The organism is Alkalihalobacillus phoenicis (assembly GCF_047302405.1).
GTDB lineage: Bacteria > Bacillota > Bacilli > Bacillales > Bacillaceae_D > Alkalihalobacillus.
Genome location: NZ_CP154853.1, coordinates 4,188,070 through 4,214,748, shown reverse-complemented (window position 1 = coordinate 4,214,748; position 26,679 = coordinate 4,188,070). Strand labels below are relative to the sequence as shown.

27 protein-coding genes, 1 pseudogene and 1 riboswitch are annotated in these 26,679 nt (G+C 37.6%); of the genes and pseudogenes, 5 read left to right on the top strand and 23 right to left on the bottom strand.

The features are described 5' to 3' along the window. Window positions 1-8: 8 nt before the first annotated feature. The 5 genes from AA0017_RS19850 to AA0017_RS19830 all read right to left on the bottom strand — a co-directional run bounded on the left by AA0017_RS19850 (window position 9) and on the right by AA0017_RS19830 (window position 4,618). Window positions 9-491 (bottom strand): methylated-DNA--[protein]-cysteine S-methyltransferase, encoded by a 483-nt coding sequence (locus AA0017_RS19850; protein ID WP_413377264.1) that lies wholly within the window; start codon window positions 489-491, stop codon window positions 9-11. Continuing rightward, on the bottom strand, window positions 484-1,392 hold the full coding sequence (locus AA0017_RS19845; RefSeq protein WP_413377263.1) for a DNA-3-methyladenine glycosylase family protein: 909 nt from the start codon (window positions 1,390-1,392) through the stop codon (window positions 484-486). Before AA0017_RS19845 ends, AA0017_RS19850 begins: the two co-directional genes overlap by 8 nt. Next, window positions 1,379-1,963: a bifunctional transcriptional activator/DNA repair enzyme AdaA gene (locus AA0017_RS19840; protein WP_413377261.1), complete on the bottom strand. Its 585-nt coding sequence runs from the start codon at window positions 1,961-1,963 to the stop codon at window positions 1,379-1,381. The genes AA0017_RS19845 and AA0017_RS19840 overlap by 14 nt, the downstream gene beginning before the upstream one ends. A 219-nt stretch (window positions 1,964-2,182) precedes the next feature. Continuing rightward, complete coding sequence (locus tag AA0017_RS19835) at window positions 2,183-2,791, bottom strand: hypothetical protein (protein WP_413377259.1); 609 nt, start codon at window positions 2,789-2,791, stop codon at window positions 2,183-2,185. 294 nt (window positions 2,792-3,085) lie between these two features. Next, complete coding sequence (locus tag AA0017_RS19830; protein ID WP_413377257.1) at window positions 3,086-4,618, bottom strand: malate:quinone oxidoreductase; 1,533 nt, start codon at window positions 4,616-4,618, stop codon at window positions 3,086-3,088. A 341-nt stretch (window positions 4,619-4,959) separates the two neighbouring features. Beyond that, window positions 4,960-5,069: riboswitch (SAM riboswitch) on the top strand. 187 nt (window positions 5,070-5,256) lie between these two features. Here AA0017_RS19830 and AA0017_RS19825 point away from each other — a divergent pair. The 5 genes from AA0017_RS19825 to rluF all read left to right on the top strand — a co-directional run bounded on the left by AA0017_RS19825 (window position 5,257) and on the right by rluF (window position 9,949). Further along, complete coding sequence (locus AA0017_RS19825) at window positions 5,257-6,282, top strand: methionine ABC transporter ATP-binding protein (protein ID WP_413377255.1); 1,026 nt, start codon at window positions 5,257-5,259, stop codon at window positions 6,280-6,282. Beyond that, on the top strand, window positions 6,272-6,934 hold the full coding sequence (locus tag AA0017_RS19820) for a methionine ABC transporter permease (RefSeq protein ID WP_413377253.1): 663 nt from the start codon (window positions 6,272-6,274) through the stop codon (window positions 6,932-6,934). The genes AA0017_RS19825 and AA0017_RS19820 overlap by 11 nt, the downstream gene beginning before the upstream one ends. A 48-nt stretch (window positions 6,935-6,982) precedes the next feature. Next, window positions 6,983-7,855 (top strand): MetQ/NlpA family ABC transporter substrate-binding protein, encoded by an 873-nt coding sequence (locus tag AA0017_RS19815; protein WP_413377251.1) that lies wholly within the window; start codon window positions 6,983-6,985, stop codon window positions 7,853-7,855. Between the two features lie 19 nt (window positions 7,856-7,874). After that, window positions 7,875-9,074: a M20 family metallopeptidase gene (locus tag AA0017_RS19810; RefSeq protein ID WP_413377249.1), complete on the top strand. Its 1,200-nt coding sequence runs from the start codon at window positions 7,875-7,877 to the stop codon at window positions 9,072-9,074. Window positions 9,075-9,241: 167 nt separating this feature from the next. Next, the gene (gene rluF / locus AA0017_RS19805; RefSeq protein WP_413377247.1) at window positions 9,242-9,949 is read left to right on the top strand and encodes a 23S rRNA pseudouridine(2604) synthase RluF; all 708 of its coding nucleotides are present in this window, start codon (window positions 9,242-9,244) and stop codon (window positions 9,947-9,949) included. A 190-nt stretch (window positions 9,950-10,139) separates the two neighbouring features. Here rluF and AA0017_RS19800 read toward each other — a convergent pair whose 3' ends face one another. The 18 genes and pseudogenes from AA0017_RS19800 to istB form a co-directional block, all read right to left on the bottom strand. Beyond that, window positions 10,140-10,922, bottom strand: coding sequence for a sulfite exporter TauE/SafE family protein (locus tag AA0017_RS19800; RefSeq protein ID WP_413377245.1), 783 nt, complete (start codon window positions 10,920-10,922; stop codon window positions 10,140-10,142). A 55-nt stretch (window positions 10,923-10,977) separates the two neighbouring features. Beyond that, the gene (locus AA0017_RS19795) at window positions 10,978-11,208 is read right to left on the bottom strand and encodes a sulfurtransferase TusA family protein (protein ID WP_413377243.1); all 231 of its coding nucleotides are present in this window, start codon (window positions 11,206-11,208) and stop codon (window positions 10,978-10,980) included. 24 nt (window positions 11,209-11,232) lie between these two features. Further along, a complete protein-coding gene (locus AA0017_RS19790) occupies window positions 11,233-12,345 on the bottom strand; it encodes an MBL fold metallo-hydrolase (RefSeq protein WP_413382732.1) in 1,113 nt (370 codons plus the stop codon). Between the two features lie 16 nt (window positions 12,346-12,361). Further along, the gene (locus AA0017_RS19785; protein ID WP_413382729.1) at window positions 12,362-12,916 is read right to left on the bottom strand and encodes a sulfurtransferase TusA family protein; all 555 of its coding nucleotides are present in this window, start codon (window positions 12,914-12,916) and stop codon (window positions 12,362-12,364) included. A gap of 83 nt (window positions 12,917-12,999) precedes the next feature. Continuing rightward, window positions 13,000-13,479: a DsrE/DsrF/DrsH-like family protein gene (locus AA0017_RS19780; RefSeq protein ID WP_413377241.1), complete on the bottom strand. Its 480-nt coding sequence runs from the start codon at window positions 13,477-13,479 to the stop codon at window positions 13,000-13,002. A gap of 81 nt (window positions 13,480-13,560) precedes the next feature. Then, complete coding sequence (locus AA0017_RS19775; RefSeq protein WP_413377239.1) at window positions 13,561-13,821, bottom strand: metal-sensitive transcriptional regulator; 261 nt, start codon at window positions 13,819-13,821, stop codon at window positions 13,561-13,563. A 188-nt stretch (window positions 13,822-14,009) separates the two neighbouring features. Then, window positions 14,010-14,429: a MarR family winged helix-turn-helix transcriptional regulator gene (locus AA0017_RS19770; protein WP_413377237.1), complete on the bottom strand. Its 420-nt coding sequence runs from the start codon at window positions 14,427-14,429 to the stop codon at window positions 14,010-14,012. Between the two features lie 114 nt (window positions 14,430-14,543). Further along, on the bottom strand, window positions 14,544-15,278 hold the full coding sequence (locus AA0017_RS19765) for an SDR family NAD(P)-dependent oxidoreductase (RefSeq protein WP_413377235.1): 735 nt from the start codon (window positions 15,276-15,278) through the stop codon (window positions 14,544-14,546). A 13-nt stretch (window positions 15,279-15,291) separates the two neighbouring features. After that, window positions 15,292-16,041 (bottom strand): SDR family NAD(P)-dependent oxidoreductase, encoded by a 750-nt coding sequence (locus AA0017_RS19760; RefSeq protein ID WP_413377233.1) that lies wholly within the window; start codon window positions 16,039-16,041, stop codon window positions 15,292-15,294. Between the two features lie 100 nt (window positions 16,042-16,141). Beyond that, on the bottom strand, window positions 16,142-17,407 hold the full coding sequence (locus tag AA0017_RS19755) for an MFS transporter (RefSeq protein WP_413377231.1): 1,266 nt from the start codon (window positions 17,405-17,407) through the stop codon (window positions 16,142-16,144). Between the two features lie 63 nt (window positions 17,408-17,470). Beyond that, window positions 17,471-18,277 (bottom strand): annotated as a pseudogene (locus AA0017_RS19750) (SDR family NAD(P)-dependent oxidoreductase). A gap of 1,308 nt (window positions 18,278-19,585) precedes the next feature. After that, entirely contained in the window at window positions 19,586-20,101 is a 516-nt protein-coding gene (locus tag AA0017_RS19745; RefSeq protein WP_413377229.1) for an oxygenase MpaB family protein, read from the bottom strand. Next, entirely contained in the window at window positions 20,088-20,771 is a 684-nt protein-coding gene (locus tag AA0017_RS19740) for a hypothetical protein (protein WP_413377227.1), read from the bottom strand. Before AA0017_RS19740 ends, AA0017_RS19745 begins: the two co-directional genes overlap by 14 nt. Window positions 20,772-21,395: 624 nt before the next feature. Next, window positions 21,396-22,142: an ABC transporter permease gene (locus tag AA0017_RS19735; protein ID WP_413377225.1), complete on the bottom strand. Its 747-nt coding sequence runs from the start codon at window positions 22,140-22,142 to the stop codon at window positions 21,396-21,398. Continuing rightward, complete coding sequence (locus AA0017_RS19730; protein WP_413377224.1) at window positions 22,139-22,993, bottom strand: ABC transporter ATP-binding protein; 855 nt, start codon at window positions 22,991-22,993, stop codon at window positions 22,139-22,141. Before AA0017_RS19730 ends, AA0017_RS19735 begins: the two co-directional genes overlap by 4 nt. Window positions 22,994-23,198: 205 nt before the next feature. Further along, window positions 23,199-24,197 (bottom strand): LytTR family transcriptional regulator DNA-binding domain-containing protein, encoded by a 999-nt coding sequence (locus AA0017_RS19725; RefSeq protein ID WP_413377222.1) that lies wholly within the window; start codon window positions 24,195-24,197, stop codon window positions 23,199-23,201. A gap of 278 nt (window positions 24,198-24,475) precedes the next feature. Next, window positions 24,476-25,810 carry an ATP-binding protein gene (locus AA0017_RS19720; protein WP_413377220.1) on the bottom strand — a complete coding sequence of 445 codons (1,335 nt, stop codon included), beginning with the start codon at window positions 25,808-25,810 and terminating at the stop codon, window positions 24,476-24,478. Window positions 25,811-25,910: 100 nt separating this feature from the next. Continuing rightward, window positions 25,911-26,678 (bottom strand): IS21-like element helper ATPase IstB, encoded by a 768-nt coding sequence (gene istB / locus AA0017_RS19715; protein ID WP_413377217.1) that lies wholly within the window; start codon window positions 26,676-26,678, stop codon window positions 25,911-25,913. Between the last annotated feature and the right edge of the window lies 1 nt (window position 26,679).

The window sequence follows — 26,679 nt, the reverse complement described above, 5'->3', positions numbered from 1 at the left end:
GACCTATATCAAACCCGTTTAAAACCCTTCTCATGCTTCAACAGCCATTCTTTTCTCCACAAACCACCTGCATATCCAGTTAAACTCCCATTTGAACCAATAATTCGATGACAAGGAATGACAATACTTAACTTATTTCTACCATTTGCACTTCCAACCGCTCTAATCGCTTTTTCATTCCCAATTGAAAGGGCAATATCTTTATATGAGCCTGTTTGAGCATAAGGTATTTTTGTTAAAGCCTTCCATACTCCTTTTTGAAAATTGGTTCCTTCAAGCAAATATGGAAAGGTAAACTCTTGACGTAACCCTTTAAAATATTCATCAAGCTGCTCATAACAATTGGTTAATACTTCTGGAACTTCATCCTGACTAATATGTTCGACTTTATCCCTTTCAGAGAACAAAATGGAATAGACCGCTTCACCTGTTCCAACTATTTCTATAACTCCAATTGGCGATTCGTAGTCTAATTTATGTAGCTTATTCATACAATGACCTCCATAAATAAAAGGTGGCATATGCGTGCCAACCATCCCAATTTGTTGCTAGCTCTTTGATTTCTTCAATCGTAGGCTTTCGCTCAAGACCTAGTTGATATTTTAAGGCATTATGTAGACCTACATCTGCTATCGGAAAAGCAACAGGATCTTGTAAACATTTCATGATCACATAATCTGCCGTCCATTCTCCTACCCCTCTGAACTCGATTAAAAATTTTTTCATTTGCTCGTAATCTTGTTTTTGCTGCAACATTTCTTTTGTTAGTTTACCATCTGTAATGGCCTTTGCTATGCCGATAATATATTCAGCCTTCCTCGTCGCAAATTGAAGTTCTCTCAGCTCATCTACATTTATACTTATGATTTTCTCAGGAGATGGGAATACCCAGAAATTATCTCCTTCAAAAGTTAGGTTTTCACCAAAGTGCTCGACAAATCGTTTCTTTAAAGTATAAGCAAATGTTAAATTAATTTGTTGGCCTATAATCGCCCAAGTTAGTGCTTCAAATAAATCAGGGATACCTATTATCCTTAAACCATCATATTTTAAGGCAATAGACTGTAAGACCTTATCTTGTTGAGCAATCTGATAAAATGAACGAAGGTCTCTCTCTAAATCAAACCATTGCCATACAAATTGAGCGACTTCTTCACGAATACAGAAAGTGGTACTGTTTGCGGGGAATTCTACTTGAATTATATGTGAGGTACTCCTGATCCTTAATAAAATCAACGCTCCTCTCACTTTTATTAACTTATCTAAATACCCATCTCTCACCTGATGCAAGATTTCTTGCTCAGACCTCTCTAAAAAAGTTAAACATTCCTTAAAGTTAAATTCAGCTGGCGGGTAAATTTCAATTGCCGTTTCTAGGTCATTCCATCTCATTGCTGAAGCTCCTTTGTCCCTTTTTTCGATATTCACTCGGGGTACAATGTTTCAAATGGCGAAACACTTTATAAAAATTGGATGGACTTTGAAAGCCTACCTCATAACATATCTCAAGATTCGTTTGAACGGTGTTGGTTAAAAGATGTGTCGCTTTATCTATTCGTATTTTTTCCAAATAAGAACGAGGTGTCTCTGACATTTCTTGTTTAAATAACCGTTCCAGATAATAGGTACTTATACCAACATGATTTGCAATATCTTGTAATTCTAACTTTTGATGAAAATGATTGACTAAATACGTTATAACATTTCTAACCAATTCAACCTGAGGAGAATGAGCAGATTCTGGCTGACACCTTTTACAAGCACGAAAACCTGCTTCTTTAACTTTTTTGATGTCATAAAAGAATTCCACATTTATTTTTTTAGGTTTCCTCGATCGACAAGAAGGCCGGCAGAAAATTTTCGTTGTTTTTACCGCCGTAAAAAACAACCCATCATATTTACTATCGCATGCAATGATTTTCTCCCACATTTCTTCAAAAGAAAGATTGATTTTCTCTACCATTATCCTCTCCACCCTTTCTAGGTTACTAGTTACATTCTACTCCTCTATTTATCAGGGCGAGTCTTTCTAAACCTATTACATTTAGCTCCAAATTTATTTATTAAAGTTATTATCATTTTATCAAGACTATATTTATTATTTCATCCTCATTCTTGCTCTTATGGTCTTTGTAAATTAAAAAGAGAAGCCATTTTATACTTCTCTTCACAATACCCATTATTAATTTGTATTTTCTAGTATGTTTCGAATTTTTTCTGTATAAATTTCATCTAAGTGTTCTGTTGTATATTCAAAGTGTTTTATACTCGACACTTTAGGAATGTCGCTATTTACAAATTCACGGTCAAGTTCTTCGATGATAAAATACTCATGTTGATTATTCTGAACTCCTCCCGCTTCTGTTAAATCGATTTTTTTGCCATCCGCTAATTCAATTATGTAAAAGAACTGTCCCTTTGAATGTTTAAATGGTATATAAGAATTTTTTCCATACACTCCTGTACTAACCTTTACTACAGCTGCATGACTATATTCTCGCCCTTGTGGATACAAAAATGAATAATCAATAATCTTATTGTTCGTCACAACAGTAACAGCCGAAACGATTATATAAAATAAAACGATATTGCTAGCTACAAATAAAGCATAAATCGATTTTTTATTCCTTTTAAAGAAGTTATCTTTTGAATTGACTTGTTTAATCCCCTTTTTCTTCCTAAAGCGTTTCTGCAAAAAATAGAACATAATAAAAAATAGATACAGTTCATAAATCAAAACAAATATTGAAGCTGGATAATTAAATGTCCATATTATATAGTCTGTCGGCACAAACAACCTTTTTTGAATAGCTCCAATTAAAAAATATATCCCTATGGTTAATAGAACTATAGCCATTATCATAAAAATATATAAGCCAATTTTTAAAAAAATTTTCAAGAAAACAACCCCTTCATACAAAACCTAACGATTAAAAATACCGCTCATCATTTTACTATATTCCCTAAATATGGTCATTACAGGTCAACAAAAGACTCTAAAGGAAATTTACGAACTAAAAAAAGCGGCAAAGACAATGAACTGTACTTTGACGCTTCAATCACTCTTATTAAAAAGAACCTCACTCTATGCTTGCTTTAACATACGAGGATTTCTTTTTGAATCTGTTTGGTTATTATCGTTTAAGCCGAGCGACTCCGCTGTGGAAGTGTGAATTTCTTCTAGAAGCTCAGGGTTATCCATTAATGTCACACCATAAGATGGAATCATTTCTTTTATTTTCGGTTCCCACTCTTTCATATGTTGCGGGAAACATTTTTCAATGACTTCAAGCATAACATGGACGGCAGTGGAAGCACCTGGAGAAGCCCCTAATAAGGCGGCAATCGAACCATCTTCAGCACTAATGACTTCGGTTCCAAATTGAAGCGTTCCTTTTCCATCAGCTTCCGTGTCTTTGATCACTTGCACACGTTGACCAGCAACTACTAAATCCCAATCATCACTTTTAGCGTTCGGGACAAACTCACGTAACTCTTCCATCCGTTGTTCTTTTGATAACATCACTTGCTGAATCAAGTATTTCGTTAATGACATATTCTTGGCTCCGGCCGCCAACATCGTAACCAAATTATCTGGTTTTACCGATGTTAACAGATCAAAGACCGACCCATATTTTAAAAACTTAGGTGAAAAACCAGCAAACGGTCCGAAGAGCAACATTTTTTTATTGTCGATAAAACGTGTATCCAGATGTGGGACAGACATTGGTGGTGCACCAACTTTAGCTTTCCCATATACTTTGGCATGATGCTGCTCTGACACATCTGGATTATTACAGACCATAAAAATTCCACTTACCGGGAAACCTCCAATATGCTTGCCTTCAGGAATACCCGATTTTTGTAATAAATGCAGGCTTCCTCCGCCGCCACCGATAAAGACAAATTTGGCTGTATGACGGTCAAGAGAACCGCTTTCATGATTCCGTACTTTTAATTCCCACAAGCCATCGCTCGTACGTTTTATATCTGTGACACTATGTTTATAGTTCATCTCGACACTTTGCTTCTCTAATTGATCAAACATCTTACGCGTTAAAGCTCCAAAATTGACATCTGTTCCAGAATCAATTTTTGTGGCCGCGATCACTTCATCCGATGGACGGTCATTCATAATAAGCGGAATCCATTCCATCAGCTTTTCCGCATCATCAGAAAATTCCATTCCCTTAAATAAAGGATTTTCTGAAAGCGCTTTAAAACGTCTCTTTAAAAAATCCACATTTTGTTGCTCTTGTACTAAACTCATATGAGGCAATAATCTGATAAAATCCTCTGGATTCTGAATCAGATTATGATTAACAAGATTAGACCAAAACTGCATAGAAACTTGAAACTGTTCATTAATTTTTATCGCTTTGCTAATGTCGACAGATCCATCCGGATTTTCACTCGTGTAATTAAGCTCACACAGTGCTGCATGCCCTGTTCCTGCATTATTCCATTCATTAGAGCTTTCCTCTCCTGCGTTTGAAAGCTTCTCAAATACTGTTATTTTCCAATCCGGTACTAATTCTTTCAGAAGTATCCCCAAAGTCGCACTCATGACTCCGGCACCAATTAATATAACGTCCGTTGTATTTTGTTTGTTCGTCATGTTTTCCTTCCTTATACGTTAAAATTCGCAGAAAGAATGTAAAACACTAGGTGTCCCACATCATTTCTAGATTAATTACCTAATCATATTGTATCACTATTGTTAGAAATTTAAAATATTTCTTGCGTTTTTACACAGAGTAAAAGTTTGTAAATACAGAAGTAATATGCGGTATGTTTATTATATATTTTCAATACATGGGAACAAACCCATAGCCAAATGAGAAAAATGGCTTAGTCTATATCATCGTCATCTTATTTTTAAATTTTTGTTGACTTTTTCACACAATCCCTCTAAGATAAAAATTAATTCTTGTAACAATTGAATAGCTATACATCATTTTCTTATCAAGAGAGATCGAGGGAAAGGCCCTATGACGTCTCGGCAACAGATTCTATATTAGAAAACTGTGCCAACTCCTACAAATGCTTAGGCATTTGAAAGATGAGAAAAAGATCGTTTCTTTTTATAGAATCCTTCTTTTTCTTATTTTTTGAGAAAAGGAGGGATTTTTTTGTTGGGTATTTTTATTAGGTGTTGTTATAAAATAGGTTGTTCATTTTCGAATCTAGTTTAGAAAGTTCGATGGATGCATCATTGTCTACAAAGAATTGAAGAACTCTTCAGGAGGTCAACACATGATTGAATTTATTGATGTTTCCAAGACTTTTATTCTCGGAAAACGAGAAGTCCATGCCGTTAAGAATGTTTCCCTATCGATTAACAAAGGGGAAATCTTCGGAATTATTGGCTTCAGCGGAGCAGGAAAAAGCACACTACTTCGCTTAGTAAACATGCTTGAACGTCCCACTTCTGGCACTGTTTTTATCCAAGATATAGATGTCAGTAAGCTATCTTCTAAGGACTTACGAACAAGACGACGTAATATTGGGATGATTTTTCAAAACTTTAACTTATTTAACTCACGTACAGTAGCTGGGAACATTGCCTACCCATTGAAATTGGCTGGTGTTCCCAAAAAAGAAGTCAATGAACGTGTAACAGAATTATTGAATTTTGTTGGACTTGCCGATAAAGCAAAAGATTTCCCCGATCAACTGTCGGGCGGACAAAAACAACGAGTCGGTATCGCAAGAGCTCTTGCCACTTCACCAGATATTCTTATCTGTGATGAAGCAACTTCTGCACTCGATCCAGAAACGACTGCTGAGATTTTAAAGTTGTTAAAAAAAGTAAACCGAGATTTTGGGATCACGATTTTATTAATCACCCATGAAATGCATGTTATCCAATCGATTTGTGACAAAGTAGCGATTATGGAAAACGGAGAAGTCATTGAAGCTGGAAGTGTGTTTGATACGTTCACTGATCCACAACATCCAACAACCCAGCGATTCATTCAATCGGTTCAACAAGACTTACCATCTAAAACTATTTTAGAAAAGTGGCGAACACGAGGTGGTGGGAAATTGTATCGAATCATCTTTAAAGGAGATGTTTCCAATGAGCCCGTTCTATCAACAGTTACTAAAGAACACGGTGTTGATTTTAATATCGTCTACGGTTCAGTGCGAGAGCTACAAGAAAAGCTGTTTGGAAACTTAATCATCTCCTTTATTGGAGAACAGACAGCGATTCAAAACGTATTAAATACACTAAAATCTATCGTGGAACTTGAGGAGGTAACAGAACATGAATGTTGATTGGACCACTTTTTGGCCCCGAATATTAGAAGGTACTGGGGAAACACTCATCATGGTCATCGCCACTCTCATTTTTGGCTCCATCATTGGAATCACGTTTGGACTGCTTCTCTTTGTCACGAGAGAAAATAATATTTTAGAAAATAAAATCGTCTTTCAAGTATTAAATATCATCATTAATATTATTCGCCCCATTCCATTTATCATCTTCTTAGTTGCCATCTCGCAACTTACTAGACTAGTAATGGGGACGACAATCGGAACGGCAGCAGCTATCTTTCCAATGACCATTGTCGCAAGCTTTACGATTGCCCGAGTCGTCGAAAACAACTTAGTCAGCATTGATCCTGGTGTCATTGAAGCCGCACAAGCGATGGGTGCTAGCCCGCTTCGCATCATTTTCACTGTTTTGATTCCTGAAGCACTCGGACCGCTCGTTTTAGGCCTTACTTTCGTAACAGTCATGCTCATCGATTTCTCAGCCGTTGCTGGAACAGTCGGTGGTGGTGGTCTTGGACATATCGCAATGACTTACGGCTACCAACGATTCGATGGAAGTGTCATGCTAGTAACGGTTTTAATTTTGATTATCTTGGTACAAGTGGCCCAATGGATTGGAAATACCCTTTCGAAAAAAATTATGCGTCGTTAATCTACGCCAAAAAATAAAGAAATTTAAATTATGAGGAGTTGTTTTGAAATGAAGAAATTTTCGATTTTATGTTTGACTATATTAACTGTTTTAGTGCTTGCTGCTTGTGGTAGTAATACGAGTGGTGCAGATAGTAGTGATGATGAACCCATCAAAGTGAAAATTGGGGTAAATGGTTCAGACGGTGCTCAGTGGCCGATTTTAAAAGAGAAAGCCGCTAAAGAAGGAATTGAAATTGAACTCATTGAATTTGCCGATTATACCTTGCCGAACAATGCGTTAGCACATGGAGAAATTGACATTAACGCTTTCCAACATATCGCGTTCCTTGGACAATATGTCAAAGAAAGTGGTGAAGACATTTTACCAATTGGTTCGACAATGTTTGCACCTATGGGTCTGTACTCAGAAAAGATTGAAGACATTTCCGAACTTAAAGAGGGTGATAAAATTGCGATCCCAGATGATCCTTCTAACCAAGCTCGAGCACTCCGTCTCTTGGAAAGTACCGATTTAATTAAACTGGCAGATGATTTTGGGATGTTTGGGGATCCTTCAAAAATTACGGAAAATAAATTGAACTTGGAAATCATCGCAATGACAGCTCAACAAACTCCACGTGTTCTACCGGACGTTGCTGGTTCTATCATAAATAATGGAGTTGCGGGTCAAGCAGGACTATCACCAGCTGATGATCCGATTTTGAAAGAAGATGAAGATAATGACGAGATCCACCCTTACGTTAACATCATTGCAACAAGTGCTGAAAATAAAGAGAACGAAACTTATAAACGTGTTGTTGAGCTTTACCAAGAAGCGGATATTGAACAAGCGATCAAAGAGGACACAAACGGCGGATCAATCCTTGTGAAATTAACGCAAGAACAATTAGATGCTGCTTTTGAAGATTTAAAAAAATAAACTTTGAGGGGGAGTTACAATGAGCGTTACAAACTACTTGAAAGACGTACTATTTCAATCCGTTGAAAATAACCGTGAGCTTTACATTAAAACGAGTCAAGACATTCATGCAAACCCTGAAATAGGAAATCAAGAAGTGTATGCTAGCGGGAAACATGTTGAGATTTTAGAAAAGGCAGGTTTTGAGGTCACAACAGCTGTTGCAGGACATGAAACATCCTTTTATGCAGTAAAGGATAGCGGACAAGACGGGCCAACTGTCGCTTTTCTGGCCGAATATGATGCCCTACCTGGAATCGGCCATGCTTGCGGTCACAACATTATTGGTACAACGAGTGTGGCTGCTGGTATTGCCCTTGCAGAAGCCTTACCTGAAATTGGTGGCCGTGTCGCCGTATTAGGCACACCAGCCGAAGAAGGTGGACCAAACGGGAGTGCAAAAGGAAGTTTTGTCAAACATGGCTATTTGAAAGATGTAGATGTTGCCCTTATGCTCCATCCTTCAGGAAAAACAGCCTTAACTGGTGAAACCCTTGCCGTTGACCCACTCGAATTTCATTTTTTCGGAAAACCTGCACATGCAGCCGGTTCACCAGAAAAAGGAATCAATGCACTGGATGCTGTCATCCAATTGTTTAATGGTATCAATGCCCTACGCCAACAGTTACCATCCGATGTCCGTATCCACGGCATTATTACACACGGTGGCGATGCACCAAACATTATTCCAGAATACGCCTCAGCCCGTTTTTATATTCGAGCTGAAACATGGAGTAAGACGGAGGAAGTATCAACAAAAGTCCGTGCTATCGCTGAAGGTGCTGCATTAGCTACAGGAGCAACGGTAAAAATTGAACGTTTCCAAAATGAAGTAAAAGATTTTGTCCTTAATTCCGTGTTGGATCAAACTTTGCACGAAGCACTCGAAGCACTCGGCGAAACCGTGCATACAGAAAAACGTAAAAGCAAAGGCTCCACAGATGCTGGAAACATTAGCTATGAAGTACCAACTGCCCACGGCTATATTAAAATTGGTCCAGATGATCTCGTTGGCCATACGGTCGAGTTCAGAGAAGCCGCTAAATCAGAGCAAGGCAATCAAGCTCTAATCACCGGGGCGAAATCACTTGCCTCTACTGGTTACCGTTTGCTAACCGATTCCGAACTTCTACACCGAGTGAAAAAGGAATACGATCGAGCCCTTACTGCAAAAGAATAAAGGAAAAAAGCTGAAATGGTGTCAAATCGTTTCAGCTTTTTCCCTGTATCACCTAGAGCTAATTAACTTCTTCTAAATATCGTTCATAAAAGTTTGTGATTCATCCTTAAAATAAAGTATAGTTAGTATCTATAATAAAACAATCATCTGATTAAGGGTGTGTCAATATGCGTATAAATAAATTCATAAGTGAATCTGGAAAAGCATCCAGACGAGGTGCTGATAAATTAATTACTGCTGGGAGAGTTACAATTAATGGAAAGCGTGCAACGATAGGTAGTCAAGTTGAACCTGGCGACGACGTACGAGTAGACGGAAATCAAATTCGAGTAGCGAGGAATAATGTTTATATTGCCTTAAATAAACCTGTAGGTATTACTAGTACAACAGAAAAAGGGGTAAAGGGAAATATTGTTGATTTAGTTAATCATCCATTAAGAGTATTTAACATTGGACGCTTGGATAAAGATTCAGAGGGCTTAATACTGCTTACGAATGATGGCGACATTGTTAACGAAATTCTACGTTCTGAAAATAAGCATGAAAAAGAATATATCGTTTCCGTAGACAGGCCCATTACTCCTGAATTTTTAAAAAGGATGTCAGAGGGTGTCAAAATATTAGGGACGAAAACACTTCCTTGTGAAGTCGTTCAATTATCAAAATTTGATTTTCAAATCATTTTAACACAAGGACTAAATCGTCAAATCCGCCGCATGTGTGCTGAACTTGGATACGACGTTTACCGATTACAAAGAACGCGTATCATGAATATTCATTTAGGTAACCTCCCTCCTGGACAATGGAAAGATTTGTCCAAAAAAGAGCGAACTCAATTATTTAGAGAATTAAACTATGAGCCAAAAGAATGGTAAAAATGACGGAACTTTGAGTTTAGATAGGATTGGCGTTTGAATAAGAAGAGTTGGATGACTTTAATTTCTAGTCATCCAACTCTTTTTTAGGTAGTTTTGTCCCTACCTCTTTCGTTCTATTTATTGAAATCATAGTGGATCATGTTTTATTCACCGCTCCGGAAAACATCTACTTTTTTCACCTCAGAACTTAAGGTTTAAGTATATCAAACCAAATTTGAATGGATGTACCTAAAATGAGTATCGCCAAAATCGATTGTAAAACCTTTGTATTCATTCTTTGCCCAAGTTTCGCTCCTAGAGGTGATGCCATGACACTGGCGATAATCATGACAATAGCTGGACCATAGAGCACTTGGTTAGTCACTACTTTCCCAACAGTAGCCCCGATAGAAGAAATAAACGTAACGGCTAGAGAAGTCGCAATCGTCACTCGTGTTGGTAGTTTAAAAACCGTCAACATCATAGGTACTAACAGAAATGAACCCGCTGCCCCAACAACACCTGAGGCAACCCCTACGATAAATGACAAACCAGATGCGAGAACGCGATTAAAAGATATCTGTTCTCCTGACTGAACCGGTAATTGCTTTTTTGGTAAAAACATCACTATAACAGCAATCGTAGCAAGAATAGCATAAACGACATTCACTGAGCTTCCCGAAAAAAGGGTTGAAGCGAACGCACCTATAAAACTCCCAATTAAAATACTTGTCCCCATATACACCACTAATTTTCGGTGTATATAGCCTGTTCCTCTGTATGCCCATACACCAGCTATGGTGGCAAAAAAGACCTGAACGGCACTAATTCCAGAAACCTCATGTGCTGTGAATGCGGCAAATCCTAATAATGGAGGGATAAAGAGAAGCATAGGGTACTTGATAATTGCTCCCCCCACCCCGACCATCCCAGAAAGAAAAGACCCGAAAAAGCCAATGAGGAAAATCGTGATGACAAAATATATATCCATGTTTATCCCCCTATTGACCAAAAGAGGCAATATCCCGCCCCCTTCTCACCGTCAATCATTCGCCTTTCTTAATATAGAACGTGAACACACCACCGTCTTCTTTTGTTTGTAGTAACTCGTGACCTGTAGCTTTGGCCCAAGCTTCAAAATCTTTTAATGCGCCTTGATCCGTCGCTTGCACCTCCAAAATATCGCCAACATGTAATGCTTTCATTTCCTTTTTTGTTTTAACAATTGGCAGCGGACATGCCATACCTTTTACATCTAGTACTTTGTTTGCATTCATTTCAAAAACTCCTTCTTATTGTTTTTATCTAATGGCACAACGATTTGGGCCCATTTCCATTTCACGCTGTTCCTCTTCATTTGGTGCTTTTTTCCCCATATTGGTTTCCCGAATTTCTTGATAAGCATTCGGATGCTGCGGTAACTGCTCGGTTACCAGAGAGCGAAATGTCTTTTCATCTTCTACATTTAGTCCGTGATTCCTTTCGAATAGAACCCCTAGCTTTTCTGCCACACTTCCATCTTCATTTAATTCATCAATCATCATAAAATGGGCAGGCAGAACGATTAAGTCAGATGAAAGAGCATGATACTTTTCATAAAGAGAGCTTCTTAAATCTCCTACCCAATCTTCTGCTTTCCCTGCCAAGTCCGGTCGCCCGATCGAATCAATGAATAAAATATCTCCTGTTAACAAGTACGCATTATCAATGATAAAGGAAGTCGATCCAATCGTATGACCAGGTGTATACAGTGGATGAATACTAATCGCAGAAGCACCAATCTGGATTTGCTTCCCTTCCTCAAGTCGAGTAAAAGGGAACGTTACTTCTGTAGCATCTTTACTTGGAAGCCAATAGCTCGCTCCTGTCTGCTCTGCAATCGTCCGACCGCCCGAAATATGATCTGCGTGTAAATGTGTATCAAGCACATAGGAAATGGTCACACCCTTTTCTTTGGCAAAAGACAAATAGGCATCGATCATCCGAGCAGAATCAATAAGAAGCGCTTCCTTCCCTGAGAGAACCATATAGGAAAGACAGCCCTTTCCAAGGCGTACAAATTGATATAATTCTCCTCCCTCTTTTAAATCTGCCACTTTAACAGGTTCTAAATGCTCACTCCACGCTTTCATGCCACCAGCTAGATATAAGACATCGAACCCTTCATCTGCAAGCATTTCTCCAACCATAAGAGACGATCCTTCTTTTGCACATACAACGAGAATCGGTTTATCTCGTGGAAGCTTTGGTAATATCATCTCCACACCATCGATTAAATCGAAATAGGGAATATTCAAGTATTCGAAGTGTTCTCCTTCGACTTTCCAATCTTCAAATGCCGCTTCCGTTCGAACATCTAAAATGAAAAGAGCCTCTTTTTGGACGACTTTTTTAGCAAGCTCTTGTGGATTCATCGTTATGACATTCACCTTAGTTGCCTCCTTCTTCCTTCCACTTATTCATACCAGGTACTACATTAACAACACGCTTGTAGCCACTTTTCACTAACAAATGTGCGGCCATATCACTTCGATTCCCCGTGCGACAGACCACATAAATTGGCTTTTCTTTATCCAACTCACTCACTCGTTTTTCTAGTTCCCCCATTGGAATGGAGACAGCACTTGGAATATGGTACTCGTCAAACTCATTCTTTTCCCTGACATCCAGAATAGTTAGAGCCTCACGATTATTAATTACTCTTTTTAAATCTTCATTATGAATGATGTGCGGAAACGTATGCTCTTCCTCTTTATCACCACCCGAACGTAGGTAATGCTTTAATGTCGTTCCTTCTTCTATAGTCCCAACATACTGATGACCAGCTTTTTGTGCCCAAGCTTTTAAATCGGCTGTTGAACCTTGATCAGTGGATTGCATTTCAACAATTAAACCAGGCTCAATATCGTTCATGGCTTTTTTTGTTCTGACAATTGGCATTGGACAAGCTAACCCTTTAGCATCAACAAAAATATCGTGTTTCATATGTTCCACGTGAATCATCCTCCCATTTCTTTCTTTTTTTATACTAAAGCAAGCTTGTTGTTGTCTCACTTCTCGGCTTCCATTTAAATAAATAAGTTAACGTTTCCGTCTTCGGCCTCAGCTAAATAAGCAGCAACACCTGCATATTGGACCCCATCTCTAAGTTCTTCTTTTTGCAAACCTAATAAGTCCATCGTCATTGTACAAGCAACTAAATTAATTTCTTGTTCTTCCGCCATTTCAATTAAGTCACCTAATGGCATCGCATTATGCTTTTTCATCACTTTTTTTATTAACTTTGGACCGATACCAGCGAAGTGCATTTTGGACAATCCCATTTTCTCAGCACCACGTGGCATCATTTTTCCAAACATTTTTTCCAAAAAGGTTTTATTCGTTTGGATAGGCTCATCTTTTCGCAGTGCATTTAATCCCCAAAATGTGTGAAAGATCGTTACCTTATGATCGTAAGCCGCCGCACCATTTGCAATAATGTAGGCAGCCATCGCCTTATCGTAATCACCACTAAATAAAATAATATTAGTTGTCTTTGTTTCGCTCATACCGACACCCCTTATACATATACCCCTATAGGTATTATTAATATTAAAAATTTTTTCTAAGATAGACTGGTAACGCCTATCTTAGCGACTTTTAACGAGCAAGTTCACTGCCTGATCAACAAACTCTTTTGTGTCTTCACCATCTTCAATCGCTCTTTGGACACATGCAACAAGATTCTCACTCACAATAACACCCATTGTTCGATCAATAGCTGTTCGGGAAGCTGACAGTTGCGATACTACGTCACGACAATCTTGCCCTTCTTCCATCATTTTTAATACACCACGAATTTGTCCTTCTATTCGTTTCAACCTATTTTTCATTTGGTCATTATATTCCATCATGTTTCACCTCACTTTATAAGCTTATGAACATACTATATACCCCACTAGGTATAATGTCAACTTTGTTAATCTCGTCTTCAGGCAAGGCTCCCCTTCACATAGGCCAAACGATTAGAAAGGCTTACTTCCTGTCGAACAGCTTCTCCCATTAAAAAGCAGAAAAAACACCAATCTTTCTTAAAGAATCAGATTGGTGCATTTAATTTTTCATATATTTTTAGCATTTGTTGTCTTTCTTCATCTGTTAACTTCTCGAATAGTTTTCTACGCAGCTTTTGCCCTTCTATATTTGCTCTATGAACGATTTCGATACCTTCTTCGGTAATTTGCAAATAGATGATTCGACGATCGGAGGGATCTATGATTCTAGAGGCTAATTTTTTTTGAACAAGCTTTTCCGATAAATGTGTTAAAGTGGGCGGCGTTAACCCTAAAACCCTTGCAATATCTGATGGGCGGCTTTTCCCGTTTGCCTTTAGATGGCCCAGAACAAGAATATGAGAAACACCCAAATCTTCATTAAATATTTTATTCCACTGGATAATTAATTTATTTGTCACCTTGTCCATATTATGAATGATTTGAAAAACAGTCTGTTCTTCCATTGCTTGATACCCTTCCCTCTATTAGAAAAATTCAGCTTTTTGCCAAGTCTTGAATCCTTCTGACGTGATAATTAAAGCCTCTAATCAAATTAGAGGCTTTATTATCATACCATTCTATTTAGCTGAGAAGCCACCATCAATAACCAATTCTGCACCTGTAATGTAAGCTGAATCATCAGATGCTAAGAATAATGCTGCATTGGCAATATCTAAAGGCTTACCTAATCGTTGTAACGGTGTTGCTTGAATTAAGTGACCAAGGAGCTCCTTTGATGTACTTAAGGATTGTGTCATCGGTGTTTCGATAATGCCTGGAAATAAAGCATTAACCCGTACGCCGTGGATTCCAAAGGTTGTTGCAGCCGCTTTAGAAATGGCCCGAACTGCCCCTTTAGACGCTGAATAATGATTAAATCCTTGACCGATTTGGGCTGTATAAGATGAGATATTAATGATCGAGCCTTTCTTTTGGGCTACCATATATGGAGCTACATGTTTCATACCCGCAAATGGACCAAAGCCATTGATCGCGAGCATCTTTTGCCAATCATCTAGATTAATTTCTGGATAAGGCTTTTCTGAAGATATCCCCGCATTGTTTACAAGAATATCAATTTTCCCAAAGCGGTTATTTACTTCTCTCGCAAATTCCTCCCACGATTGATCGGAAGCGACATTTAATTTCATACCGTACACATTTTGCTTTTTACTTGCCCGTTCAAGTGCTTCTTCATTAATATCTGCAGCAATAACGATAGCACCTTCTTGACTAAACAAATCAACCATACTTTCGCCAATACCTGAAGCCCCTCCAGTGATAATGGCTACTTTATTATCTAATCTTCCCATGTTAAACCTCTCCTTAACGTAATTTGATCGAACCACCATCAACCATCATCGTTTGACCCGTTATATAGTTAGAGTCATCGCTAGCCAAGAACACGGCAACGCGACCAATATCCTCTTCAGGGTCACCAAGACGGCGCAATGGAATTCTATTAATCATGGCATCATATAATTCTCGAGCATTTTCACGCCATTGCTCGACACCAGGTGTCAATGCAATTGGAGATATAATATTTACATTTATCCCCTCTGGTCCCCACTCATTAGCTGCGACACGTGAAATAGCTCGAATCGCTTCTTTAGCAGCAGCGTAAGAGGTTTGGGTTACTTGTCCATCAAGTCCAGCACCTGATGCAAAGTTAATAACCTTACCTTGAGATTTCTTTAGTTCCGGATAAGCTGCCTGCATGAAGTGAAATGTTGGATAAAAGCCAGTACCAAACGATAGATCGAGAAGTTCTTCTGTTGTTTCTGTAAATAGTGCCTGTCTTGATGCATGTGCATTATTCACTAATATATCTAATTTCCCGAACTTTTCTATAACAGCATCTACAACTTCATAAACATTTTCCTTTTTAGAAATATCTTTGATGAAAAGTAATCCTTCTGTATGTTGATTGATCTCAGCCAAGGTTTCTTTTCCTTTTTCCTCATTCACATCTACAATAACGATATGAGCACCTTCTTTCGCCATGGCAAGAGCCATTCCTCTGCCGATACCAGAAGCACTACCAGTAATAACTCCAACTTTCCCTTGTAGCTTCATTCTTTTCAACCTCTTTTCTGAATATATTTAGATATCTAAATATCAGCAAATTGTATCCTCAAACTTGAGATCAACATCTAATAGGGACAACTGACGTAAGTTAACTCCAATGTCCTTCCTGCTCCAATCTCTTTTTATCTTTATAAGCAATGAAGACACATACAATACTAATAACTAACATAATGATGATTGCGTATAGTACAAGAGTATAACTGCCTGTAAAGTCAAAAACATAACCGTAGGCTGGCAAGGCAACGATAGAGGAGATAGCTAATCCCATCGAAGCCGTTGAGTAAATTTGACTATATTCTTTATTCCCAAATAAACTTGATGTAAGAGCTGGTACTAATGTACCGATTGATGAAGAAATTACCCCAAAAAGTCCAACAGCGAGCGTGATGAGCACGACACTTGATTCAGAAAGTAATAAGAAACCGATCGAAAGTAATCCAGCAGTCATCGCTAAAATAGCTGTATTTTTGGAACCAATTTTGTCACTTAGGAAGCCAATTACCAATGACCCGATCAATATCCCAATCATATAGGTTCCCATTACATTGCCTGCAAAAGTAACATCAAATCCTTTGTTGATTAAATAAGTTGGTACATGCATAGAAAAGCTGGCAATGGAAGTAATAAGAAAGAAAAAGACAATTAATGCGTAAAAAGCTGGAGATTTCTTCGCCACTGACATCGCCACACCTTTTTCCTCTGTTTCACTTGCCGCTTGATTTCCATTCTGTTCCTTGACTTCCATTCCAAAAGGAAGCAGCCCCTTGGCCTGAGGTGACCGTTTGATAAGGAGCAAAACGACTGGAATCACAATAATCATAACCGTAACTCCAACTATCATATAAGCGGACCTCCAGCCTTGATTAGCAATCAAATTACCGACAATTGGCTGTGAAATCGCACCAAGTGCTCCTCCAGCGGCAGTCATAATCCCAAGTGCTAGTCCATTACGCTTTTTAAACCACTGATTAATGATAACCGGTCCTGCAATAACCGTTATAAATACTCCGCCGACCGCTAATGGAACAGCTAGGATATACCAGCCCCATACAGAACTCATTAAACCAAATAATGCAAAAGCTCCAGCTTGAAAGATGATTCCAATGATTAGAATAAAACGCGTATCATATTTCGCCATCAATTTACCGCCTATTGGTAAAAAGAGCATCGTAACAACGGCCGAAACACTAAAATAAAGTGTTAAATTTCCCATCCCAATTCCAAGTTCCTGTGTAACAGGTGACAAGAATAGGCCGGCAGAGTTATTTAAACCGCCTTTTCCTAATCCGACAATGATACAAAGTGCAATTAATATCCACCATGCATAATGAAATTTACTTTTATTCACACTCACATAGTAACCCCATTTCTTACAGTTCACATTATTTAAGACATATAAAATCATTAAAGGCAGTTTTTAGATTTGCACTTTATTCATATAATCTCTGAAGTCTGGAGTACTAGGATTTCCAATATAATGCCCACCTTCGACTTGGATCGTCTGACCCGTAATAAATTTTGACTCATCCGAAGCGAGAAATAATACAGTATAACCGATATCATCAGCTTCACCATGGTATGGCAACGCATTATATTTCTCGAAAATATCCAATACTTCATCTGACATATTATTTTTGGCAGCTGGAGTTAAAATCAACCCAGGTGCTACCGCATTACAACGAATGTGATCTTTTCCATATTGAGTAGCAATATATTTTGTAAGATTCACAACAGCCGCTTTTGAAGCTCCATATGCCACACGGATCGCATCTCCAGCAAAGCCTGCCATCGATGCCGTGTTAATAATCGAGCCACCACCGGCCTTGATCATATGTGGAATGGCATATCTGCTACCTAGTAACACACTTTTTAGATTGACATTCATTAGACGGTCCCATTCTTCAAGGTCGATATTCACCACATCTAAATCCTTCTTCAGATTCGTTAAGCCGACATTATTAAACAGCACATTGATCTTGCCATAATGCTGAACTGCTTATGAAACCGCTTTCTCTATTGTCCCGCCATCTCCTGCATCAAGAAAGATACCAACAGCATCTCCACCTTGATTCTTAATATCCTCTGCTGCTTGTTTCGCCCCTTCAAGGTTAAAGTCTGCAATGACGACCTTGGCACCTTCCTTCGCCAATAAAGTAGCTGCCGACAACCCTATACCTGAAGCACCACCAGTGATTAACGCTACCTTATTCTCTACTCTCCCCATTGTTCCAAAAGCCCCTTTCTTAAAAGATCCTTTTTTACTACAGCAAATGTTGACTTTCTCATAACACTCACAATAAGCCTCTAGTCTTGCAACATTATTGGCTTGCATATTTACAAAACTTTCTCCAAATTGCTCATTGCTATGAAATCGTCATAGGAAGATGGATTATCTGATAAAAAATACCACTCTTCCTTGCTACATCTAGATATCTATTTCTATCCAAAACTATTAGACATCTAAATATTAGTCAACTAAATAGTAACTGAATAATGAAACATTTGCAATAAGTATTAGCTAACCTCGCCTAATAGTTTATCCTCACTTGTGAGATGATTTTTTTCCTTATCTATGAGGCTGATATGATCTGTATATGAGCATCAATTGAGCACTCTGTATTTGTTTGGGATTCTCATTTACTTATTTCTGGCTTCTATCACCGTCATTAATGATGAGCCCAAAAAAGAATTCTCTCAACTTTTTCTAAATAGTCAATGGCCTGAAATATACCTGTTTCATTTATTAGGCTCAGCGTCTCCGTTAGTACACTAACATTTGTAAATAGTATTTTCGATACTAACTCCAAGCTCTTGCTCTTCCATTATATTGTAATTTTAACTGTAATTTGTGGGAAGACACTGAAAAAGCCTCTAACTAATTCCAATATCCGAAACGAAGCGAGCGGAATGGCCGGAGACTCTGTAGGATTAGTGACGGATGGGAGAACTCACAGCGTTTAGCGAGGAGGCTCGAGACTCACCCGCGATTGCTACGAGCATGCAGCTCACGGAGTATGCTAACTAATATAACCATATTTTAACGAGTAGTCCGTTTTTCAGTGGTCTCAATTTGTGGCGCATGAAGGCTTTCTACTTCTTCACGCTGTGCGTAGAGTCGTAATTTAAAAAGAATTCCATCATAAGTTTTTTGTATAGAGCTCTAATTTCAATGCTTTTACCTGCCTGATTCTTTTATTGCAGAAATGAATGGAAGCACACTATCAGAAAATATGAAGTTGGAATGACTGGTGAATTTTTGGAAAATCTTTATTAAAAAAGAACCGATCATCAACCCTAAAGAAGCAAAATTATTCTTCTTACCTTTACTTTGTATGCAGATGGTAAAGGTTTAAAAGCTATTGCGAATCACTTAAACAAAACAAGATATAACTCTTATTGCACAAGGTCACAATCAAACCTTACCAAGCTCGACCCAGTTGCATAGATAAAATCGAGCTTGATTTTGATTTCATTGAGGACAATGCCGAAATCATCTACTTTTAACAATTAATTCTTATTTACAAAACAACTCTTAATCATTCGCACGTGAAGCCCCTCTCTCATATGCAGTTGGGGCATCCGCTTCTCCCCTCACCTTTTTGTTTGCTTCAATATTTTTATTTATGAGTGATTTCCATTCCTGTTCATTTTTTCGCAATCGTCTTCTTTTTTTCTGTGTTGATTTCTTTATTTGATTGAGAATGATTTCGCCTGTTCCTGAATAGGGAATATGAAATTGGTCGGCGATTGCATCTCCTTGTATTCGTCTAGCTACTGTATGTAATAGTGTTCTCGTTATTTTAGGAGGTAGGTTCGTCTGTTCCTTTAAAGCATTAACAATCGTTATTAATGTAGCATTCGTCAACGCTAGTGATGCTTCGTTTGGAGCTTTCGTTACACTTTGCAGTAATTCATCAATTCTTTCAGCGGAGGCATGATCTTTAATGCCAGAGGTTAATCTTTCTGTTACCCCTAGCAGCCTTCCTAAATGCTCCCAGTAGAAATATAGTTTTTCTAGTTCTTCTGCAGTAAGTTCATAGCCTAACATAGCCGAAAACCGTATAAGACGTAAAAGTGAAATCAATCCACGTCCTTGCCAAATCAATTTGATTAATGGCCACACCTTCTTTTGATTCATCGAACCCTTTTTCACGGGCGACATTTCTCATATGAGCATGTAGCAAACGTACATATAAAGTATCAACATAGCCAGCATTTCCACGACGTAATGAACCTGGAAGTGTAGCTGTATACAACCACTTTGATGTTTCAACAAGTCTGCGTTCAGCCCCTATATTCAATCTACCTGTGGCTGTTAACACATAAGCGATGGATGGAGAACTGTAAACGCGCAATAAACCTCCTGCACTTAGTGAAATCGTATGAATATATCTTGGAATTGTAAAAAAAGGAAGACAAGCTTCCTCCAGTAAATAATCATCTGTTTGATTCGCAATTTCTTCAACCTCAGTAAAAAAACTAATAAGAGCAGGAGTTGGATCACTTACTGCTCGTAGACCTTCTTTAGCAGCTAACCTGAATTGTTCATGACCTTTTTTCATACCAATGTCATGCATCTCACTAACAAGAGCATCTGCCAATGGATCACCAGTATTTAATGCCCAATTGATTAACATCATCCTATCTTGACCAAATTGGGCAAAGATTGATTGACAGGAAGGACGAGTTGAAGGCCAATCCGTAGGCTTTTTGAACATGTTCATATCTCCTTTACTATAAAATAAATGATTGGCATTACATTTAGATTTAGTATCCTTATCATTTTACGCTAACACATGGAATTACCTGGATCAATGAGCACAAAATAGGGGGTTAGAATGGGGGGATTTTTATACTATATAAAAGTTAGTCGAACATCCCCACAGGTTACCGCTCCATAAATAGGGCGAGGCTCGCAAAGGAGTCTCGCCCTATTTATTCCTATCATTACAGTGTAACACTTCATTCAACAAGCTGTAGTTCATGATTTTATTTTCAAAACAGGCATATTATGATATATCTAGTCATCTAATTACTGGTTAGATGCTTCTAAATCTACTATGATCTAGCCTTTCTCATCTAATAAAGAGGTTAGGCCGCTACCTTATAGATTCCATACAATTCAATAGTGGACACCGGTTTCGTGGCCAACCCAAATATGGCAAAGAACGTTCCGATTATGTTGCACTAATTTCTGCAAAACGTTTATTTTTTTTCTTCAATGATATAGTTTCATCGCTCCTTCAGGTTTTTTTGAAAAGAACTACTCATTTTCAAGTATCTACCTTAAAAGTCACCTTTTATTCGGGGTGCGCAGTACTGATTTTACACTGCATGGACGACTAACTATCCAATCCGTTTCTCTTATAAGCATAAACAAAGATACCTGCAGCCATAATAAACCAACCAAAAAGAACGGTGCTATCAAACAGATTCCATTGGTAGCTACCATGAGCAAACAAATCACTTGCAAAATTGGTTAATACACCGGTATACGTGTAGTCCACAAGGTAAGCGATATCTTCTTTGAGAAATTTGATTACCGGTACAGAAGTAAAAATAAGGGTTACAGGCATACTATAGAGAGCTGATTGGGCCTGGTTTTTAGCCAAAATACCGACGATATAGCCAATTAATAGACTAATTAAGCTAGCGACAGTCGTCATGATGATGTAACTGGCTAAAGGCACTTCTGTAAATGATACGCCACTAGCAGGAATCATGATGATATTGGCTACCATGAGAATTAATAATGGTGGTATCAACGTTCCGATTAAATATTCTAATCCGTTAACGGACGATGTCATTAAGACTCGTAAGGTGTTCTTTTCTTTTTCTTCAGCTAAAGGGCTACTGCTCATAGAAATACCCGCGATCGCAATATTAAATATAAGCCCAAAGCTAAGTACAAAGGCACCCGTTGAAAAAACAAAACCTGCTTCATTGACATCAACGTCTGGCATTACATGTCTCATCGCAAAGGCAAAAATGATTGCTAAGACTGGTCCTACAATAACACCGGTATTACTTAGTATCGTTTGAAATTTCATTCCGATTATCGCATTAACTTTTCTTAATGAAATGTTCATAGTAATTCCCTCCCTGTTACTTCTAAGAAGACTTTTTCTAATGTCGGTTCACATGAATGAATTGTGATAAGCTCGTCCTTCGCCATCCATTGTTGAACCTTAAGTGTCGTCTCTTCAGAATGTGGTAATATGAACTCTTTCCCATCTGTTAACTGTATTTGGTATCGTTTATTGCGATTGTACTTAAGGCAGACATCTTTCGGAACTCCGTGCTCGACAATAAGACCCTCATTTAACAGAGCCACGTGATCACAAAGTTTTGTTGCTTCATCCATGTTATGGGTAGTTAGGAAAATAGCCGTTCCACTCTCTTTTAATTCGTTTAGAAGCTCATGAACGGCTTCAGCTGTACTTGGATCTAAACCACTCGTAGGTTCATCTAAAAAAAGTACTTTCGGTTGGTGTAACAAAGCTCTTGCGAGAACCAACCGCTGTGTCATTCCTTTCGATAATTGGTTGGCCAATTTATTTTTATGGTCAGATAAACCAACTCTTTTTAAAAGGAAGTCAATACGTTCTTTTCCTACATCTAAAATTTTTGCAAATAATTTTAAATTATTATAAACCGTCATTTTTTCATATAATCCACTATTATCGGTCACAATTCCAACTTGTTCATAAATACTTTTATTAATTTGTTCAACAGGCTGCCCTAACACATAGGCTTTACCTGAAGTTTGTGCTAATTGTCCTGTTAATATTTTTATCGTTGTTGTCTTTCCTGAGCCAGATGGGCCGAGAAAGCCAAAAATTTCACCTGCATGTACTGAAAAAGAAAGATCTTTTAAAGCAGAATGTTCTTTGAACTTTTTCGCTAAATGTTCAACGTGAATGACTGCTTGCTTTTCCATTTTCTATCCACTCCTAAATGAAGATATTTCGTTAGACCTTCTAAATCGTTTTATCTAAAATCATTTTTTCTTTAGAATGTCCATCTGCTCATAAGTTTAGTGAACAGTGAGGGAAAAGTCGTAAAAGTCGGATGAACAGTACTTAAAAAAGCTCAAATGTACAAAAAAGAGGCTGAAATGAACTCATTTCAACCCGAGTAGTACGTTAAAACGTAATTAATTGTTTCATTTCCTCCAAACGATTGCGTGAAAGAGGAAGCTTTGCATGGGGATTGCCTTTCAAAATTAATGTATAGCTATTTTTCGAATAGCTAATTAATTCAGAGACACGTTGTAAATTTACTAAATAGGAGCGGTGGCATCTAAAAAAACCAAATTTTATTAGTTTCTCCTCTAATTGATTCATCGTTAAGTCTGTTGGAAAATACTCATTTCCAATTTGAATATTACTGACACTGTTAATGCTTTCAATATAATCAATCTCATCAGGGCTAAAGAAAATCGTCTTATCCGCCATTTTACAAGTCACTTTAAAAACATTCTTCGGTTGAATCGTTTCACTCTCACTTTTTTCCCGGGAAATAAAATCCGATTCTTCGACAAGATCCGTCTTTTCTAACCCTTTTGAACGGTCATAACGATAAATTTCGCTACTTAAAAGTAATAAATCCTCGATATAATTCGACGTGAAAAGGGTGGAGATATGATATGAGCGAAGGTGTTCGACTGCTTTTAAGTAGAGTTCAATTCCTTCATCTGTTAAATTATTTAATGGATCTTCAATCAATATAAGCTCCGGCGAAAATAAGTACATACGAAATAAGCTCACTCTTTTTTTCTGTTCTTTTGTCAGCTTCTTTATTTTCGTTTGCCAAACATCCGATAGCGAAAATGTAGCAATATACTCTTCTAGTGGGGCTTGAAAATCAGCTATTTTCTTAAAGAATTTCAAGTAGCTTTGAACGGTCATCGTCTCATATAAGTCATCATCACTTTTCTCTGTCAAGATTAATTTTGTATCTCTTTGAATATGTCCACTAGAAGGAATTTGATTCCCCACGATGAGTTCAAATAACATCCCCGTTTCCTCACCAGACATTTTAATGCCAATTTGAGAGGTTTCTTCAATCGCTAATGTGATATCTTTTAAGACCGTTCGGTTGCCTTCTTGTTTTAACACATTCTCTAACGTGATTAATGTCATGGTATACACACTTTCATTTTTTTATTTATGAACATTATTCAATTGAGTGACCGTCACTGCAAGGTTGTAAAGGAAACTTCGCGTTGGACCTCGATTTAAACGATGCGGGTTTTCCGATTTGCTGCCACTACTCCACCTATTTATCGTATGGCTCACCGTAATTTAGCTAAATGAGGTTTTCTAAAATATTTATTAAACCATTAATACAAATTTCCAAAAGTAATAACAGGGATTTAAAAATGATGTTTGGAAAGTAAAAATGTCTTATTTATTGAATTTTAAGTTAGTGGCAACCATATTGTAAAGATTGTCCCTTTCCCCTTCTCACTTTTTACTTTTATTCTTCCTTTATGTAGCTCAATCATATGATAGCTCATCGATAATCCTAGACCTAACCCGTTTTTTTTCGTTGAATGAAATGGAGTAGATAGCTTTTCTAAAGTATCTTTATCCATTCCAGCTCCATCATCTCTGATTGTCATTTCAATCCCATTATCAGATTGACTCTGATGGATATCAATTGATATGTTGCCATCAAAGTCGATGGCATCAAAGGAGTTTTGTAAAATGTTTAGAAAAACTTGCTTGATTTTATCCTTATCTACATTAATTTTATCTTTATAAAAAGCTTGATAATGAATCTTTATGTTTTTATTTCTAAAATCATTTTCCATTAACGTCAAAATATCTTCAATAAGTTCATGTATGCTCACTCTAGATTTTGAGACTTCTTTTGCATCAGGTTTAGCCATCATCACAAATTGCTGAACAAGATTTTTTATTCTTTCTAATTCACTGAAGATGATTCTAAAATATTCTTTTTGCTTGTCATTATCTGTTCTTAAATTTCCCTTAAAGACTTCTAATAAACCTATGATTGAGGTAAGTGGATTTCGAATCTCATGAGCAAGTCCGGCACTTATTTTTCCTATTGCTGATAATTTCTCACTTAGCATAAGTTGCCTTTCTAAAGCGAGCCTTTCTGTAATATCTCTAAACTGGCCAAATACTCCATTTATTTGGTTGGATTCATTATAAATTGGAAATGAGTCAAATAAATACGTTTTATTTGATATGGATATTTCTATATCTTCGTACTTTTTACTACCTCTCAAAACATTTCCCATATATCCTCCGATAACTGCTACTTCTGTAATTTGGCGATTACATATTTCTTCTTTATTGCAAGATAATACTTTCTCAGCAAAAGGATTTATTTCGACTATTTTTCCGTCCTCATTCGCCAAAATGACCCCGTTTCGACTATTTTCCATTAGCACTTGATTTAAGACTAATAATTTCTTATTCTGCTGCTTTACTCTCACTTCCCGTTCTATAGAATCTACAGCAGACTGGAGAAGCGCTGAATGGAAAGAACTTGCATGATGAGCGGCCATCATCACCGAAATGGTCCCGCTTATCTTACCTAATGAATAAAATGGGACAGAGAAACAAGCACTTTCATGCAAACAATGAAAGAAATGATCTGGCCAAATGAGTTGGGCAGATTGTCCCATTTTTAATGCCATTTCAATACTATTCGTTCCCACCTCTTCTTCCTTTAATCTGATTCCAGTAGATAAACCTAATGATTCAATTTGCCACTTAATCATTTCATCTCCGTACAACTCTATAATGTATCCTTCATGATCCGTAATAACGATTAAAACAGCTGTCTGTAACCGTCAAGTAGTTTTGAACACTTTTTGCTCATTAATTTTGAACACTTTTCGCTTGAAACAAAGACTCTCGATACTTAATTCTATGGCTAGCTCCATCAAAGTGAACAACTTCAGAGCGATGGAGAAGGCGATCTAAAATCGCCGTTGTTATTCCTTTGTCTCCTATTAGTTCTCCCCATTCCTCGGGTCCTTTATTTGATGTAAGAATAATAGAACTTCGTTCATAAAGATGATTAATTAGATGGAAAAAGAGATTAGCTTCATTTTGATCCATGGCCATATACATAAGATCATCAATTATAATCAGATCAGCTTCTCTAATTCTCTTCATTTTCAGTTGGGATTTACGGAGATACTCCTCACTTTTTAATAGAGGGATTAATTCTCCCATGGACACAAATGACACACGGTGCCCTTTATGAATAGCTTCTAACCCAATCCCAATAGCTATATGCGTTTTGCCAACACCTGGTGGCCCTAAAAATAGTAGATTAAAAGATTCATCAAGCCAAGAGAGCTCTTGGAGCTGTCTTAATTGTCTCTTACTAAGTGATGGCAATTCTTTAAGATCAAACTCATCAAGACTTTTTTGATAAGGGAACTTTGCCCACTTCAAGTGTTTTTCGATCATCTTTTCTTCTCGACGTTTTTCCTCATAAGAAAGTAATTCCCGAAGAAACTCTTGATAGGTCCATGAGTGTGACTCTGCTTTCCGCAAAAAAGAAGGCAGCTCCTTAGATGTTTCGGACATTCTTAAATGATGCAGTTGTCTTTGTAAACTCTCTACTGAGTATTCCAAC